At 67.2% G+C, this 15,515-nt stretch carries 14 protein-coding genes; 10 read left to right on the top strand and 4 right to left on the bottom strand.

The genetic code is table 11. The features are described from left to right. Nucleotides 1–660: 660 nt before the first annotated feature. Entirely contained in the window at nucleotides 661–2,922 is a 2,262-nt protein-coding gene (locus VI056_15795; protein ID HEY6204483.1) for a UvrD-helicase domain-containing protein, read from the top strand. Here VI056_15795 and VI056_15790 read toward each other — a convergent pair. Beyond that, nucleotides 2,919–3,599: a hypothetical protein gene (locus tag VI056_15790; GenBank protein ID HEY6204482.1), complete on the bottom strand. Its 681-nt coding sequence runs from the start codon at nucleotides 3,597–3,599 to the stop codon at nucleotides 2,919–2,921. The genes VI056_15795 and VI056_15790 overlap by 4 nt on opposite strands. 299 nt (nucleotides 3,600–3,898) lie before the next feature. Next, on the bottom strand, nucleotides 3,899–4,345 hold the full coding sequence (locus VI056_15785) for a pyridoxamine 5'-phosphate oxidase family protein (protein ID HEY6204481.1): 447 nt from the start codon (nucleotides 4,343–4,345) through the stop codon (nucleotides 3,899–3,901). Between the two features lie 42 nt (nucleotides 4,346–4,387). Between VI056_15785 and ligA the strand changes: the two genes are divergently transcribed. From ligA to VI056_15770, 3 genes are read left to right on the top strand one after another with little or no spacing between them, the layout of a single operon-like run. Next, the gene (gene ligA / locus VI056_15780) at nucleotides 4,388–6,421 is read left to right on the top strand and encodes an NAD-dependent DNA ligase LigA (GenBank protein HEY6204480.1); all 2,034 of its coding nucleotides are present in this window, start codon (nucleotides 4,388–4,390) and stop codon (nucleotides 6,419–6,421) included. Between the two features lie 26 nt (nucleotides 6,422–6,447). Then, nucleotides 6,448–7,803: an ATP-binding protein gene (locus VI056_15775; GenBank protein ID HEY6204479.1), complete on the top strand. Its 1,356-nt coding sequence runs from the start codon at nucleotides 6,448–6,450 to the stop codon at nucleotides 7,801–7,803. A 27-nt stretch (nucleotides 7,804–7,830) separates the two neighbouring features. Beyond that, the gene (locus VI056_15770; protein HEY6204478.1) at nucleotides 7,831–8,946 is read left to right on the top strand and encodes a glycoside hydrolase family 27 protein; all 1,116 of its coding nucleotides are present in this window, start codon (nucleotides 7,831–7,833) and stop codon (nucleotides 8,944–8,946) included. Between the two features lie 1,007 nt (nucleotides 8,947–9,953). Here VI056_15770 and VI056_15765 read toward each other — a convergent pair. Then, nucleotides 9,954–10,742: an oxygenase MpaB family protein gene (locus VI056_15765; GenBank protein HEY6204477.1), complete on the bottom strand. Its 789-nt coding sequence runs from the start codon at nucleotides 10,740–10,742 to the stop codon at nucleotides 9,954–9,956. 10 nt (nucleotides 10,743–10,752) lie between these two features. Between VI056_15765 and VI056_15760 the strand changes: the two genes are divergently transcribed. The 3 genes from VI056_15760 to VI056_15750 are packed head-to-tail and all read left to right on the top strand — an operon-like array spanning nucleotide 10,753 to nucleotide 11,609. Further along, a complete protein-coding gene (locus VI056_15760; GenBank protein ID HEY6204476.1) occupies nucleotides 10,753–11,112 on the top strand; it encodes a diacylglycerol kinase family protein in 360 nt (119 codons plus the stop codon). Next, the gene (locus VI056_15755; protein HEY6204475.1) at nucleotides 11,113–11,274 is read left to right on the top strand and encodes a ribbon-helix-helix protein, CopG family; all 162 of its coding nucleotides are present in this window, start codon (nucleotides 11,113–11,115) and stop codon (nucleotides 11,272–11,274) included. Between the two features lie 2 nt (nucleotides 11,275–11,276). Further along, nucleotides 11,277–11,609 (top strand): VOC family protein, encoded by a 333-nt coding sequence (locus VI056_15750; GenBank protein ID HEY6204474.1) that lies wholly within the window; start codon nucleotides 11,277–11,279, stop codon nucleotides 11,607–11,609. A 1-nt stretch (nucleotide 11,610) separates the two neighbouring features. Here VI056_15750 and VI056_15745 read toward each other — a convergent pair whose 3' ends face one another. After that, the gene (locus VI056_15745) at nucleotides 11,611–12,543 is read right to left on the bottom strand and encodes an alkaline phosphatase family protein (GenBank protein ID HEY6204473.1); all 933 of its coding nucleotides are present in this window, start codon (nucleotides 12,541–12,543) and stop codon (nucleotides 11,611–11,613) included. 55 nt (nucleotides 12,544–12,598) lie between these two features. On the opposite strand from VI056_15745, the gene gatC reads away from it, so the two are divergent. Genes gatC through VI056_15730 form a run of 3 tightly spaced genes read left to right on the top strand, consistent with a single transcriptional unit; the run spans nucleotide 12,599 to nucleotide 15,515 of the window. Next, nucleotides 12,599–12,898, top strand: coding sequence for an Asp-tRNA(Asn)/Glu-tRNA(Gln) amidotransferase subunit GatC (gene gatC, locus VI056_15740; GenBank protein HEY6204472.1), 300 nt, complete (start codon nucleotides 12,599–12,601; stop codon nucleotides 12,896–12,898). Beyond that, the gene (gene gatA, locus VI056_15735) at nucleotides 12,895–14,346 is read left to right on the top strand and encodes an Asp-tRNA(Asn)/Glu-tRNA(Gln) amidotransferase subunit GatA (protein ID HEY6204471.1); all 1,452 of its coding nucleotides are present in this window, start codon (nucleotides 12,895–12,897) and stop codon (nucleotides 14,344–14,346) included. The genes gatC and gatA overlap by 4 nt, the downstream gene beginning before the upstream one ends. Next, nucleotides 14,343–15,515 (top strand): aminotransferase class I/II-fold pyridoxal phosphate-dependent enzyme, encoded by a 1,173-nt coding sequence (locus tag VI056_15730; GenBank protein ID HEY6204470.1) that lies wholly within the window; start codon nucleotides 14,343–14,345, stop codon nucleotides 15,513–15,515. The genes gatA and VI056_15730 overlap by 4 nt, the downstream gene beginning before the upstream one ends.

Below are 15,515 nucleotides of genomic sequence, written 5' to 3'. Positions count from 1 at the left end.
TCGTAGAGCGACGCCAGAGCGCCCAGGTCGCGCTCGGCGAGCGCAACGATCAGGACGTCGTCAGGCTGGTCGGAAGTGTTCGGCATCTGCGACGACTGTACGGACGGCGTCCAGCGCCGGATGAGGGGAAACAAAAAGCGTCCCGAGCGAACTGCCTCCGTGCCCTGCCACTGCATCGATGCTCAGCAGCCTGGCCGTGGAGCCGATCCTCGATATCCTCTCGGACCGCCTTTGATGCTATCTCCGGTTGCGCTCCCGGGGACCGGTGCCCTTGATGGAATCTCGGACCCGTTCCCTTTGACAGTCCCCTCGGGACGAGAGGAAACATACTTGGCGAGCTAGACAGCGACAACCCTCTTATCCACGGACCGCCGGCGAAGTCGTCCACAAACGGATCAGGTTTTTCAACACGTCATCGACAGCGCATCCGTAATGAAGGCGCGCCGCTCGCGCGGATCGATCGGCAAGAAAAATCCCGAGGTTCCGGCGCCGGGAGATGTCTCCCCCAGACGCAAGCTCCCCGGGAATGGCGAGCAATCTGACGCCGCTCACCCTCGCAGGAAAGCCCCTTCTCCACAAAGACGGGCGCGCGTTCTCCACGGACTCGCGGGAATTTCCACGTTCCATCCACAAGTGCCTGTCGCACATACCATCGAAACGGTGCCCGATCCCATCCTCGACCCTCTCAATCCCGAGCAGCGCGCCGCCGTCACGCACGGCGACGGGCCCTTGCTCATCCTGGCCGGCGCCGGATCGGGCAAGACGCGCGTGCTCACACACCGCATCGCCTATCTGATCCGTGACCTCGGCATTTCGCCGCACTCGATCCTGGCCGTCACGTTCACGAACAAGGCCGCGCGGGAGATGAAGGAGCGCCTTGAGCGGCTACTCGGCGAGGGGCAGCTCAAGGACCTGACGGTCGGGACGTTTCATGCCTTCTGCGCTCGCCTGCTTCGGCGCGACGGCCCGCTCGTCGGCATCGACCGCGCCTTCGCGATCTACGACGAGGGCGACCAGCGGGCCCTGCTCCGCCAGGCCATGTCGGAGCAGGGCGTGAGCGAGCGCCTCTTCACGCCGGGCGCCATCGGCAACGTGATCTCCGGCGCGAAGAACGAGCTCAAGGGTGCCGCCGACCTGGCGAACGCGCCGCGTAATCAGCTGGACCGGATCGCTTCGCTCGTCTGGCAGCGCTACGACTCGCTGCTCCGCGAGAACAACGCCGTCGACTTCGACGACCTGCTCCTTCTCGTCTGCCGGCTGTTCGAGACGAGCGACCTCGCGCTCGAGAGATGGCAGGAGCGCTACCAGCACATCCTCGTCGATGAATACCAGGACACGAACCGCGCGCAGTACGTGCTGCTGCGTTACCTCGCGGGATTCCGTCAGAACCTCGCTGTCGTCGGCGACGACGACCAGAGCGTGTTCAGCTGGCGCGGCGCGGACGTGCGCAACATCCTCGATTTCGAGCGGGACTACCCGAACGCGAAGGTCGTGAAGCTCGAGCAGAACTACCGCAGCACACAGAAGATCCTCGACGCCGCGTGGTCCGTCGTCCGCAACAACGCGGCGCGGAAAGAGAAGAAGCTCTGGACCAAGCGTGAGGGCGGTCCTGCGGTCGTGGTGATGGAGGCGTTCGACGAGCACCACGAGGCCGAGGCGATCGCGCGCGAGATCGAGCGCCTGCAGCGGCAGGGCGAGGTGACGAACAACCGCGACGTCGCCGTGCTGTACCGGACGAACGCGCAGTCGCGCGCGATCGAGGACGTGTTCCGCTCCTTCGGCCTGGCGTATCAGGTCGTCGGCGGCGTGTCCTTCTATCAGCGGAGAGAGGTGAAGGACACGCTCGGCTACCTGCGGATCGTGAGGAACCCGCTCGATAGCGTCGCCCTCGCTCGCGTGATCAACACGCCGCCCCGCGGCATCGGCGACAAGACGCGCGCGAGACTGATGGCTTTCGCGCGCGCGAACGAGCTGACGCCCACGGAGGCGCTCCTCCGCGCCGAGGAGATCGCGGAGATCCCGAAGCGGCAGCAGACCGCGCTCACCGCGTTCGGCCGGCTCGTCGTGAAGCTGCACGATGAGGCGACTCGCCTCGAGATGCCGGAGCTCATCGACCTTGTCATCGCGGCGACGGGCTACGGCACGTATCTCAAGGACGGCACCGAGGAGGGGGAGGAGCGGCACGCGAATGTGCTCGAGCTGCGCAGCCTCGCCGAGGAGTTCCTCACGCTCCCGCAGGAGGAGCAGCTGCCCGCGTTCCTCGAGCAGGTCGCGCTCGTCTCGGATCAGGATGAGTTCGCGGAGGCGAAACCGGTCGCGACGCTCATCACGCTTCATGCGGTGAAGGGCCTCGAGTTCCCGATCGTCTTCCTGACCGGCATGGAGGACGGGGTGTTCCCACACGCGCGCTCGCTCGACGACGAGGACCGGATCGAGGAAGAGCGCCGACTCGCCTACGTGGGCATCACGCGCGCGAAGGACCGCGCGTTCCTCACCTTCGCGCGTCGGAGGATGCTGTTCGGGCGGACCAACGAGAATCCGCCGTCCCGCTTCCTGCTCGAGCTCCCGACGGAGGGCATCGAGCACCGCGGCCGCGTCGAGACGGAGGAGCGCGACGTGTGGGCTGATCTCGACTGGGAGCGCGACCGTGAGCGCTACGAGGAGCGGAAGGCCGCGCGCCGCGAGGCCGCACTCGCCGGCCTGCCCGGCGCGTGGACCGGCCGTGTCGAAACGCCACGGAGGCGCGTCGCGCCGTCGGACACGAAGTTCCGCCCCGGCGACCACGTGCGGCACCCGTCGCTCGGGAGCGGCGTGGTCGTGTCGAGCCAGGTGCGTAGCGACGACGAAGAGGTCGTCGTCGCGTTCCCGGACAAAGGCGTGAAGAAGCTGATGGCATCCTTCGCGAAGCTCGCGAAGGCCTAACGAGCGAGTCGCATCTCGCGGCGGAACTTCTTCCAGTCGGACGCTTTCACCGAGAACAGCACGTCGAAGAGGATCTGGGCGACGCCGACCGCGAGCAGGACGAGCAGCGCCCACGTCTCCGCACCGATCGCAATCGCGTACGGGATGACCAGGAACGGCGTGAGCTTGGTCGCGATCGCGCCGGCCGCGTGCATCCAGGCCCGTTGCCGCGGTGACGCGCGCAGGTATGACGCGTAGTCGATCTTGAAGCCGGGCTGCGGTCGCTTCGGAAGGTCGACGAACCAATCGGTGAAGTCGATCCCCACGAACGTGCCGACGGCGAGGTGGGCGAGGCCGTGGGTCGTCACGTCGAGCGCGCCGGCGGCGACGAGCACCAGGATCTCGCGCCAGTGATGATCGACGAGCGTCGCGACACCCAGAAGGACGAGTCCGCCGAACAGCCCCAGGTCGAGAACGATCACGCCGAGGACCACCGGGAACGCGAGCCGGACACGGCGGCGGAACACCGCCCGATCGATCGTCGCGATCCGCGTCGCGTATGGGCCCACCAGATCGGGGTGTCGCTTCACCGCGGCGACAGCGCGCCAGAAGCCGAGCGCACGGAGGTCAGGCGTTCCACCCGCGCGAAGCTGTTGCTCGCATTCCGCGAGCGTCCGCTCGACCGACGACTCGTCCACGCGGTGGAGCGTACGCTCGCGTCGAACGGGATCCAGGAGGGCGTCATGCCGAAGTCGCGTGCAGAGAGAGCGAGAGGTCGCGGGGAAACACCATCGAAGCGGGCGGCGAGGGGTGCGCAGAAGATCGGTCGCCAGGATCCGGAGACCGGCGTCACGAGCCGGGCACGTAAGTCGATTCAAGGCCGCGAGACCGTCCCTGATCCGCGGTACGGTGGCCGTCCGGGGCGGGAGAACTCGAAGTGGCAGCCGCCACAGGAGACGATGAGTCCCCGGCAGAAGAAAGCCGCGCGCGCGAAGACTTAGCGCCGCTGGATGTCGAACTTGCCGGCGCGCACGCGGTCGATGCGCACCAGAACAGCGACCCCCTGCTGCTCCGGATCGGTGTCCTTCTCGACCTGGCTCACGCGCTGCCAGACGCGCTCGCGCAGCTCGGCGTCATCGACGATGCGCGCCTCGCCATAGAAGCGCAGCGTCCGCCGGTCGCGCACGATGTTCCGCACCATCACCGCCACCTGCGGGTTGGCGCGCACCGCGGCCTCGGTCTCCGCGCGGCCGCGCTCCCACCAGGCGAGGTGGTCGGCATCCCAGACCATGAGGCTGCCCTTCAGTGCGACGTCGGGGCGTCCGTCGTTCGCCGTCGCGACCGCACCGGTGTTCTGGCCGCGCTCGCCGTCGGTGCGGGCGTTGTCGACGATCTCGGAGAACTCGGTGAGGTCGATCTCGGTGACGGGAGGGGCGGAGGCCATCGTCGCCGACGCTAGCACGACCGGCTGAGCGAGAATCGCAGCATGGCCACGTCGTCGACAGAGAAACGCATTGCGGAGCTGCGCGGCCGGATCGAGAAGGCGAACTACGAGTACCACGTCCTCGACCAGCCGACGATCGCGGATGAGGCGTACGACGCGCTCATGCGCGAGCTCCGCCAGCTCGAAGCGAAACATCCCGAGCTCGTCACGCCCGACTCGCCGACGCAGCGGGTCGGCGCGCCGGCGTCGAACCGGTTCGCCCCGGTCGAGCACGCGCGGCCGATGCTGTCGCTCTCCAACGCCTTCGACGAAACGGAGCTCCGCGCGTTCGACCAGCGGGTCCGCAAGGGTCTCGGTCGCGACGACGTCGGCTACGTCTGTGAGCTGAAGATCGACGGTCTCGCGATCAACCTCACCTACCAGGACGGCAAGTTCGTCCAGGGCGCGACGCGGGGTGACGGCTCGGTCGGCGAGGACGTCACCACCAATCTCCGAACGATCAAGTCGATCCCACTGACGTTCCGCGAGGCGGTCCCTGGTCGCGTGGATGTCCGTGGCGAGGTCTACCTTCCGACCGCGTCGTTCGAGGCGACGAACAAGGAGCGCGCCGAGCGCGGCGAGCCGCCCTTCGCGAACCCGCGAAACGCGGCCGCCGGTGCGGTGCGGCAGCTCGACCCGAGCGCGACAGCGAAGCGGAATCTCGCCATGTGGTCGTATTCCGCAGCAGGCCTCGACGTCGCGTCACAGCACGAGCTCCTCGAGCGGCTTCGCGAGCTTGGTGTGCGGACGAATCCGCACTGGAAGCGCGCCAGGGACATCGACGAAGCGCTCTCGTTCATCGCGGAATGGAAGGAGAAGCGGCACGACCTCGACTACGGGACCGATGGAGTGGTCGTGAAGGTCGATCGCATCGAGGATCAGGAGAGGCTCGGATTCGTTTCGAACAACCCGAAGTGGGCGACCGCCTTCAAGTTCCCGGCCGTGCAGGTGACGACCACCGTCGAGGACATCAAGGTGTACGTCGGGCGGACCGGTGTTCTCACGCCGGTCGCGTGGCTCGCGCCGGTGGTGGTCGGTGGCACGACGGTGAAGCGCGCGACGCTACACAACCTCGACGAGGTGCGCCGGCTCGACGTGCGCGTGGGGGACCGCGTGATCATCCAGCGCGCCGGCGACGTGATCCCTGAGGTCGTGCGTGCGGAGCATGACGCGCGCGAGAAGGGCAAGGCGTATCCCGAGTTCGCGATGCCCGAGCGCTGCCCCGAGTGCGGCGGCAGCGTCGAACACGTCGAGGGCGAGGTCGCGTACCGGTGCGGGAATCCGGAATGTCCCGCGAAGACCGGACAACGGATCGGCCATTTCGTTGGACGTGGCGGCTTCGACATCGAGGGCATGGGCTGGGCGCTGATCACGCAGCTTCAGGAGCGCGGACTCGTGAGCAATCCGGCGGACGTGTTCTTCCTCACCAAAGAACAGTTGATGGATCTCGATCGCTTCGCCGAGAAGAGCGCGTCGAACATCTACGAGCGCATCCAGAACGCCCGGCGCAGGCCGCTCGGGCGAATGCTGAACGCGCTCGGCGTGCCGCACCTCGGCTGGACGACCGCGGACGATCTCGCGCACTGGCTCGTCGGTCGACTCCCCGAGGACCCGTCCTTCGGTGACGTGCTGCGCGTCCTCCGCGGTACCAGTGCGGAAGAGCTCCAGCAGATCAGCGGCATCGGCGAGGTCGTCGCGAAAAGCATCAGCGAGCATTTCCAGCAGCCCGAGGAGCAGCGGTTCCTCGATCGGCTCAGCGAAGCAGACCTGCGTCCGATCCTCCCAACACCGCGCGCGGTCGCGGCAAGCGGACCGTTCGCAGGCAAGACGGTCGTGTTCACCGGAACGCTCGAGCGACGTTCGCGTGAGGAAGCCGAGGCGATCGTGCGCTCGCTCGGAGGAAAGACGACGAGTTCCGTCAGCGCGAAAACAGATCTGCTCGTCGCGGGACCTGGCGCGGGCACGAAGCTAGAGAAAGCACATCAGCTGGGTGTCAAAGTGGTAGACGAGGCGACCTTCGACGCTATGCTCCGTTAGGCATTCAGGAAGGGGTTCAGAGGAACTTGTACCAACCGCAAACGCAGACACGACCCGCGGCCCCCGCGGGCGCCGCGTCCGCGATGCATCCGGAGATGCCGGCGATCCCGCTGCCACCCGAGCCGCAGACAGTCGAGCAGACCGGACTGACGCTGGGCTTCCTCGCGGACCTCGCGCTGAAGACGCTCTATCTGCGCGGCCAGATGTCCATGGCCGAACTCGCGAGCGCGCTCGGTCTCTCGATCCAGGGCGTGACCGACAAGATCATGGATTTCCTCAAGACCGAGCGTCTGGTGGAGATCCGTGGCGGCGCGGGCATCTCGTCCGCGTCGTACCAGTTCGTCATCGTCGACCGTGGATCGGAGAAGGCGCAGGAAGCGCTCCAGCGCAGCCAATACGTTGGCAAGGCGCCGGTGCCGCTCGCGACCTACATCGCCGCGGTGCAGCGCCAGTCCATCTCGAACATCCACGTCACACCAGAGGACCTCGCGCGCGCGTTCGCGCACATGGTCATCCCGCGCGAGACGCTCGCGCAGCTCGGGCCGGCCGTGAACTCCGGCAAGTCGATCTTTCTGTTCGGCCCTCCCGGCAACGGCAAGACCACGATCGGCGAAGTGCTCGTATCACTCATGCGCGGTGAGGTCGTGCTGCCGTACGCGGTCGAGATCGATCAACAGGTCATCAAGGTCTTCGATCAGGTCTACCACCGTCCGGTCATGGAGCAGGCTGCGTCCGACCGGCTGCGCTTCGACCACCGCTGGATCATCAGCAAGCGTCCCATCGTGATGACCGGCGGCGAGCTCACGCTCGAGACGCTCGACCTCATCTACGACGAGACCTCGAAGTTCTACGAGGCGCCGTTCCAGATGAAGGCGAACGGCGGCATCTTCATGGTCGACGACTTCGGCCGGCAGCGCGTGTCACCCAAGGACCTCCTGAACCGCTGGATCGTCCCCCTCGAGAAGCGCGTCGACTACCTGACGCTGCACACCGGCAAGAAGATCGAGATCCCCTTCGACATGCTCATCATCTTCTCGACGAACCTCGACCCGGCCGACCTCGTCGACGAAGCGTTCCTGCGGCGCATCCGCTACAAGATCGGCATCGAAGCGCCGACGGTCGCGCAGTACGAGGAGATCTTCAAGCGTATGTGCGCGCGGAAGAACATCGAGTACCGCGCCGAGTCGATGTCCCAGATCCTCGCGATCTACCGGACGAAGAACATCGGGCTTCGCTCGTGCCACCCGCGCGACATCATCGAGCAGCTGATCGACACCGCGCGCTTCCTCGGCCAACCGCCGGCGCTCACGTCCCAGCTCGTCGAGATGGCCTGCGAGTCGTACTTCGTCTCGCTCGATCCCAGCGGCAACCCGAAGGACTGACCAGCCGCCGGACCCCGCTCTAAGTAGATGGGACTGGGCGCGCTCAGCGACGGCCTCGCGCCGACGCCGCCGATGGGCTGGAATTCCTGGAATCGCTTCGGCCCCTTCGTGTCCGATCAGCTCGTGCGTGAGACAGCCGACGCGCTCGTCGAGAGCGGCATGCGCGACGCGGGCTACCGCTACGTCGTCGTCGACGACGCTTGGGAAGGCAGCCTCCGCGGCGACGACGGCAATCTCGAGCCGAATCTCTGGCGCTTCCCCGACATGCGCGCCCTCGCTGGCTATCTCCACGAACGCAGCCTGCGCTTCGGCCTGTACACCTGCGCCGGCGATCGCACCTGCCAGGGCTACCCCGGCAGCCGCGGGCGCGAGTTCGTCGACGCGCGCCGCTTCGCGTCATGGAACGTGGATTTCATGAAGGTCGACTGGTGCCACACGGAGGGGCTCGACGCGCGCGCGACGTTCACGACGTGGTCGGAGGCGATCCGCTCAGCCCGCCGGCCGATGGTCCTTTCGATCTGCGAGTGGGGTCGCAACCGGCCATGGGAGTGGGGTGGCAGCGTCGGGCATCTCTGGCGGACCTCACACGACATCGCCGACCGGTGGGACAGCGTCATCGACATCCTCGACCGGCAGGACGCGCTCGCTCAGTTCGCCGGGCACGACCGCTGGAACGACCCCGACATGCTCGAGGTCGGCAACGGCGGGATGACCGACGCCGAGTACCGCGCGCACTTCTCGCTGTGGGCGATCCTTGCCGCTCCGCTGATGGCGGGCAACGACCTGCGCAAGATGAGCGACGCGACCCGCGCGATCCTCACCGCACCCGAGGTCATCGCGGTGGACCAGGATCCGCTCGGAAGGCAGGGCCGACGCGTGGATCGCGCGCGCGATGTCGAGGTCTGGGTCCGCGAGCTCGCCGGTGGCGCGCGGGCCGTCGTCCTGTTGAACCGCGGGGAGACAGCTGCGCGCGCCGAGGTGACGTGGGACCTCGTTGGCGGCTCGATCTCCGACACGGCGCTCGTCCGAGATCTCTGGGAGCGTCAGGATGTCGGCCGGCGACGGCAAGGCTACGACGTCACGTTGGCGCCTCACTCCGCCGCAATGCTCAAAGCGACGCGCGACAATCCGGCGCGTGCGTGAGACAGCCGAAGAGCTCGCGACCCTTCAGACGCTGATCCGCAGCAGCCCCAAAAGGAGTCCCGGCTAGCTACTCGGGTGTACTGCTCGGCCGCTACAAAGGGGAGGGAGGCAGCGTATGAGGAATCTGGCAGCTACGCGACTCGCGCAGCTGATCACGCCCCACGCGAGACGGCATGCCCTATCGCGGCGCGAATTGTTGAAGGCGGGCGCTGCGACCACGGCGCTCATGACCGCATCGGCGGCCTTCGCGCCGCTTCAGGCGGCGGCGGGCGCCCCGGGACCTGGGACACCCACACCTGTCGCCGGAGATCCCGCCTTCGGGGGACTTCACATCAACGGTGTTGGCATCGGCATCGAACCATCCGCGATCACAGATTTCAACGGAGCTGTCGGTGCCGCGGTCGTCGATGGCACCGGCGTCGGCACCCGGGACCGACGGCCGTGTGCACCAGGGGACCTTCGCGTTCGTCTGACTCGACGTCTATCGAGGGGTCGTCGACCCCTTCACTGCGGGGACGCATCAGATCGTTGACAACAATCCGGGCTTCGGCGCAGGGGGCCTCCTTTGGACCTTCCGCGCCCCGGCAAGTGTCGTCGAGGTGGACCTGGATGCCGGCACGGCGCGCTACGCAATGACGAACGTCGCGATGCGGGACCACGGACGCTCGTCAACGCACTGTTCGGCGGCGGAGGTCCTGGGCTCCCAGGCCCCAGCACGCCTTCGGTCGTCACATGTGATCTCGGGTTCAGTGGCGTGACGTCGCAGCGAACGATCCGTGACACGAGCGCGGGCTTCGCGGGCGAGTTCTTGACCACGGGCGCCCACATCGACTGGTCCGTGACCAAGACTGGATTCAGTTTCCAGTCGAATCCGGCTGGTCAGACCGTGATAACAGCGCTGCTCGGTCACGAGCGCAACGGCTCGTTCTTTCCGCAGGGAGGCGAGAAGCGGCGAGCGGGGCGGCCGATGCCGCCCCGCTCACCCAACGCCCGGCTCAGGACGCCTCCTAGCGGACGCGCCGGTCGTAGAGGCGGGCGTGCGGAACGATCGCCAGCCACCGCGGTGCGACCGCACGCCAGATGCGCATCGCGTGGATAACGAAGCGAAAGAAGAACCGCTCCGTGGTGCCCCACCGCAGCTCGAACGCCTCGCGCAGCGAAGGTGGCAGAAGTCCGGCAGCGATGACGTCGGTCGGCCAGTAGGCCGCGTCGGGCAGCACGGCGAACGGATGCAGCACGGTCCGGGCGACGAGGCGGCTCGTGATGTCGGGCACTGCCGCCGTCTCGAGCGTGTCGCGCTCGTACCGCTCGAGATCGCCGATGGTCGGCGGGAAGAGCTCGTCGGGCACGCCGAGCTCGCGGGCGAAGACCTTGCCTTCGTCCCAGTAGCGCTGACGGTCCGCCGGCGGGAGCCGTCCGGCGACGAGCTCGTACCACCGCAGCGACGTCAGCACCAGCGTCGCCTGCACCCATAGGAGGAGGTGCGGATCCTGCGCGCGGTAAGGGCGTCCGTCGACGGCGGTGCCGCGTACCGCAACGTGGCGCGCGTCGATACGTCGGAGCGCGCGTTTGGCGCGCTTCGTGTCGGCGAAGACCGCATCGAGCGAGGTGTTGGCGGTGCGGTGGAAGCGGCCGAAGGGATCGCGTCGGAAGTCCGAGTGTTGATCCACGCCCGCGGCGACGAGCGGATGCGCCATCTGCAGCAGTACCGCGGCGGTGCTGCCGAGCGCCACGAACAGCTCGCGGTTCAGCCTGCGAGCGACGGCGTCGCGCGGAAGGATGCCAATGTCAGCCACACTCCGGAGTGTGAGCCTGCTGCGTTCCTTCGGTTTCGCGCTCGAGGGCATCTCATACCTGATACGAACTCAGCGAAGCGCGCAGATCGAGATCGTGATCGGTGCGATCGTGATCGCGGTCGCCGCGTGGCTCGGCGCCAGCGCCCTCGAATGGGCGGTACTCGTCCTGGCCACTGCGCTCGTCCTCGCGCTCGAGGCGCTCAATACCGCGATCGAGCTCATTGTGACGCTGGCGTCGCCCGAGCGTCATCCGCTGGCGAAAGCCGCGAAGGACGTCGGCGCGGCGATGGTGCTGATCGCGGCGATCGGTGCCGTCGTCGTTGGCGTCATCGTGCTCGGCCAGCGCGTTGCTAGGATACTAGTACATTAGATGGCCGAAGACGAGATACGGCAGTTCAACGTATACCTGCCGGTCGAGCTCATCCGTGACGTGAAGCACGTCGCGATCGACCGGGAGATGAGCCTGTCCGCGCTCGTCGCCGCGGCGCTCCGCGACTACCTCGACCGCGAGAAGCGCAAGAAGGGGAGATAGCGATGGCGGCGGACCGGGTCCACCACATCTACATCGAGACGCACAACTGGGGGAAGAGCGTCGCGTTCTGGCGCGCCCTCGGCTTCCAGCTCGACGACGACCGTGGCACGTCCGGGATGCTCCGCGCGACCGGCGGCGGGCCGTACATCTATCTCGCGGAGGTGCCCGCCGACCGCGAGCCTGCGGTCGAGCTCTACCTCTCCGCGACTGACGAGAGCGCACCCGCGCGACCGGCCGAGGTCGTCGCGCCGTTCGCCGCAACGCACTGGGGCACACGTGAGATGGCGGTGCGCGATCCAGATGGCCGGCTGGTGAAGCTGGAGACGCGCTCCTAGATCAGCGAGTTCCGGCAGCGATCCGCGAGAGCGGTCGCGCCGCCCCGGCCGCGCCGAGTCGCGGAAGGTCGAAGATGTCCTCGATGGTCGCGAGGAGCGAGTAGTGGTCGTACTGCGTTTCGATGCGCGCCGCGGTCGCGTCCTTGGCGAGCATGATGAGCGGCACGAGGTTGCTGTCGCCGCCGTCGCCTTCGTCCCAGACGATGAAGAGCAACCCGCCCGAACGCCATGCATCGGACGACACGATCCGTGACACCTGCCCGTCGAGCCACGTTCCTGCGACGTCGATGGCGCAGTCGTGGCCGTCATGACACAGACCCGGCGTGATCCAGACGAAGTTGGGCGTAACGCCCGCGAGGTCGGCATCGAGCGCTTCGAAGGGGACCACGTTCGACGGGCACGCGCCGCCGTAGTACGCGAACGGGTTGTGCTTGAGGGCGTACGGATACAGACTGCGCATGCAGCCGGCTTCAGCGGTCATCCCTTCCATGTACGCGCGCCAAGTGACTCCCGCGGTCGTGAGCTGCGTCCCGAGGTCCGCCGCCGGCAGCGAGTGATAGTCGTTGTCCACGATGCCCCAGGTGCTGCCTGATGTGAGAGCCAGGTAGTTGGGCAGGCTGGGTCGCGCCACCGCGCGGTAGTTGGCCGCGAGCGCGTTCGCCGAGGCAAGCCGGGCGATCGGCTGCGACCGGAGGGCTCTGTCGAGGCCGGTGTTCTCCATGACGATGACGAATACGTGTGGTGTGCGGCTCTGCGCGGGATGCTGCTGCGGGTCGGTCGGCAGGACGAGCTGCGCCGACGGCGCTGATGACGTCGGGCTCGCCTCGCCGTACGGCGTCGACGCCGGAGTCTGGTTGCCGCCGCCGCAGGCGCAGACCGCCGCGACGAAGATTGCGCAGACCGGCAAAGTCACGAGATGCCTCTCGAGACCCATCACATCAACCGTAACGCCGGCGGCTCGCGCCCAGAACGGCTCCTAAACTGGTCTCGTGCCCATCGATCGCGCCACGATCGTTCATGTCGCCGATCTGGCGCGTATCGCGCTGACCGAAGAGGAGATCGAGCGTTTCACCGGGCAGCTCTCCGTCGTGCTGGACGCGGTCGAGCGCTTGAAGACCGTGGACACCAGCCAGGTCTCGCCGACGGCATCGACCCTTCCGCTCGTGGGGGTGCAGCGCGATGACGTGATCCGTCCCGGCCTCACGACAGACGAGGCGCTCGCCAACGCGCCAAAGGGCGGCCGGGACGGCGAGTTCTTTCTCGTCCAGGAGATCCTCGAAGAGCGATGAAAGACCTGCCGCGCACCATTACCGAGGCAGCCGCGCTGCTGCGTCGCCGCGAAACGACCGCGCTCGAGCTCGCCGAGATCGCGCTGCGCGCCGCGCACGCCGACCGCTTCAACACTTGGCTCCTCCTATCAGACGAGCGAGCCAGGGCGCAGGCCCGCGCGGCGGACGAGCGCCTGCGCGCCGGAGACGCGCCGCTCCTCTGTGGCATCCCATGGGCGTGCAAGGACATCATCGGTACCAAGGGCGTCGCGACGACCGCCGGCTCGAAGATCCTCGAGGGCTACGTTCCGCCGTATTCCGCCACCGTCGTCGAGCGCCTCGATGAACACGGCGCGGTCATGATGGGCAAGACGAATCTCGACGAGTTCGCGATGGGCAGCTCGAACGAGAACTCCGCGTTCGGTCCGGTGAAGAACCCGTGGCGCGTGGACCGAGTGCCGGGCGGATCCTCGGGAGGAAGCGCGGTCGCCGTCGCGGCCGGTGAGGCGCTCTTCGCGCTCGGCACCGACACCGGTGGCTCGATCCGCCAGCCAGCCGCGCTCACCGGCGTGGTCGGCATGAAGCCCACCTACGGACGCGTCTCACGCTATGGCGTCGTCGCGTTCGCGTCGTCGCTCGACCAGGTCGGGCCGTTCACCAACAGCGTTGAGGACTGCGCCATCGTCTGCGAAGCGCTCTTCGGCAAAGATCCGAGCGACGCGACGACGATGCCGCTTCCGAAAGAGGACCTGCGGCGTGAGCTCGACCGCGGTGTGAAGAGCATGCGTATCGGCGTGCCGAAGGAGTTCTTCATCGAGGGCATGGAGAAGAACGTCGAGCGCGCAGTGCGCGACGCGCTGCGGGAGCTCGAGCGCCAGGGCGCAGAGCTCGTCGACGTGTCGCTCTCGCTGACCGATCACGGCCTCGCGGTCTACTACCTCATCCAGCCGGCGGAAGCGTCGGCGAACCTGGCGCGTTACGACGGCGTGCGCTACGGGCTCCGCGTCGACGGACCCGATCTCCTCGAGACGTACCGCCGCACGCGCGGAAAGGGCTTCGGCCCCGAGGTCAAGCGCCGCATGATCCTCGGCACGTATGCATTGTCGGCGGGTTACTACGATGCGTACTACGTGAAGGCGCAAAAGGTGCGCACGCTCATCAAGCAGGAGTTCGATCGCGTCTTCGAGAAGGTCGACGCGATCGTCACGCCGACTTCGCCGACCGTCGCGTTCAAGATCGGCCAGAAAGTGAACGATCCGCTATCGATGTACCTCAACGACATCTTCACCCTGCCGGTGAACATCAGCGGCCTGCCCGGCGTCTCGCTGCCGTGCGGCCTCTCCGAGGGTCTGCCGATCGGGCTGCAGGTCATCGCGAACTCGTACCAGGAAGCCACGATGTTCCGCGTGGCTGCCGCCTACGAGAGGGCGACCAAGCATCACGAGATGCGTCCGGAGGTGGCTGCATGAAGGTCGCACGCCGTCCGCTCACGAACGCGAAGGTCGCGCGCATCCCCGCGAGCGGCATCCGGCGCTTCTTCGATCTGATCGCCGGCGTCGAAGGCGCGATCTCGCTCGGTGTGGGCGAGCCGGACTTCGTCACACCAGAGCGGTTCCGCGAGGCGGCGATCCGCTCCATCAAAGAGGGCAAGACCAAGTACACGTCGAACTACGGCATCCGTCCGCTCCGCGAGGCGATCGCCGAGCACACCGAGAGCCTGCGCGGCGTTCGCTACGACGCGGCGCGCGAGATCATCGTGACCGTGGGAGTGTCGGAGGCTGTCGACCTCGCGATGCGCGCCACGTTGAACGAGGGCGACGAGGTCATCCTCGCCGACCCCTCATACGTCGCGTACGTCCCGGGCATCGTCCTCGCGGGCGGCGTGCCCGTCGCGGTGCCAACGCGGCAGGAGGACGATTTCCGTCTCACGCCAGCCGACGTCGAGGCGGCGATCACGCCTCGCACGCGCGCGATCCTCCTCGGTTTCCCCAACAACCCGACGGGTGCGGTCCTCGAGAAAGAAGACGTCGAGGGCATCGCGCGGCTCGCCGCGGCGCACGACCTCCTCGTGTATGCGGACGAGATCTACGACCGCCTCGTGTACGGCACCGAGCATCAGTCGATCCTGTCGCAGCCCGACATGAAGGAGCGCACGATCTACCTGGCCGGGTTCTCGAAGTCGTACGCCATGACCGGCTGGCGCGTCGGCTATGCGTGCGCTCCGGCCGAGATCATCGAGCAGATGATGAAGATCCATCAGTACACGGTCATGTGCGTGCCCACGGCCGCGCAGTACGCCGCGCTCGAGGCCCTGAAGACCGGCGAGCCCGAGGTCCAACGCATGGTCGGCGAGTACGACAGGCGCCGTCAATACATGTGGCGCCGCTTCAATGCGATGGGCCTGCACTGCTTCGAGCCGCGCGGCGCCTTCTACTGCTTCCCGAACATCACCTCGACGGGTCTATCCGACGATGAGTTCTGCGAGCAGCTGCTGAAGCAAGAGCGCGTCGTCGTCGTGCCCGGCAACGCGTTCGGCGAGCGCGGCCGCGGACACATCCGCGCCTGCTACGCGTCGTCGATGGAGCAGATCGTGGATGCTTGCGACCGCATCGAGCGCTTCGTCAAGCAGCGGAGCTAG

Source organism: Candidatus Limnocylindria bacterium (assembly GCA_036523395.1).
Lineage (GTDB): Bacteria > Chloroflexota > Limnocylindria > P2-11E > P2-11E > CF-39.
Note: the sequence above shows the minus strand (reverse complement) of the source record. Positions and strands in the feature narration are given on the sequence as shown.

Excerpts from the sequence above, each read along its gene's own strand:
- VI056_15785 (HEY6204481.1), bottom strand. The coding sequence starts at position 4,345 with ATGGCCTCCGCCCCTCCCGTCACCGAGATCGACCTCACCGAGTTCTCC.
- ligA (HEY6204480.1), top strand. The coding sequence starts at position 4,388 with ATGGCCACGTCGTCGACAGAGAAACGCATTGCGGAGCTGCGCGGCCGG.
- VI056_15770 (HEY6204478.1), top strand. The coding sequence starts at position 7,831 with ATGGGACTGGGCGCGCTCAGCGACGGCCTCGCGCCGACGCCGCCGATG.
- VI056_15755 (HEY6204475.1), top strand. The coding sequence starts at position 11,113 with ATGGCCGAAGACGAGATACGGCAGTTCAACGTATACCTGCCGGTCGAG.
- VI056_15750 (HEY6204474.1), top strand. The coding sequence starts at position 11,277 with ATGGCGGCGGACCGGGTCCACCACATCTACATCGAGACGCACAACTGG.
- VI056_15745 (HEY6204473.1), bottom strand. The coding sequence starts at position 12,543 with ATGGGTCTCGAGAGGCATCTCGTGACTTTGCCGGTCTGCGCAATCTTC.
- gatA (HEY6204471.1), top strand. The coding sequence starts at position 12,895 with ATGAAAGACCTGCCGCGCACCATTACCGAGGCAGCCGCGCTGCTGCGT.
- VI056_15730 (HEY6204470.1), top strand. The coding sequence starts at position 14,343 with ATGAAGGTCGCACGCCGTCCGCTCACGAACGCGAAGGTCGCGCGCATC.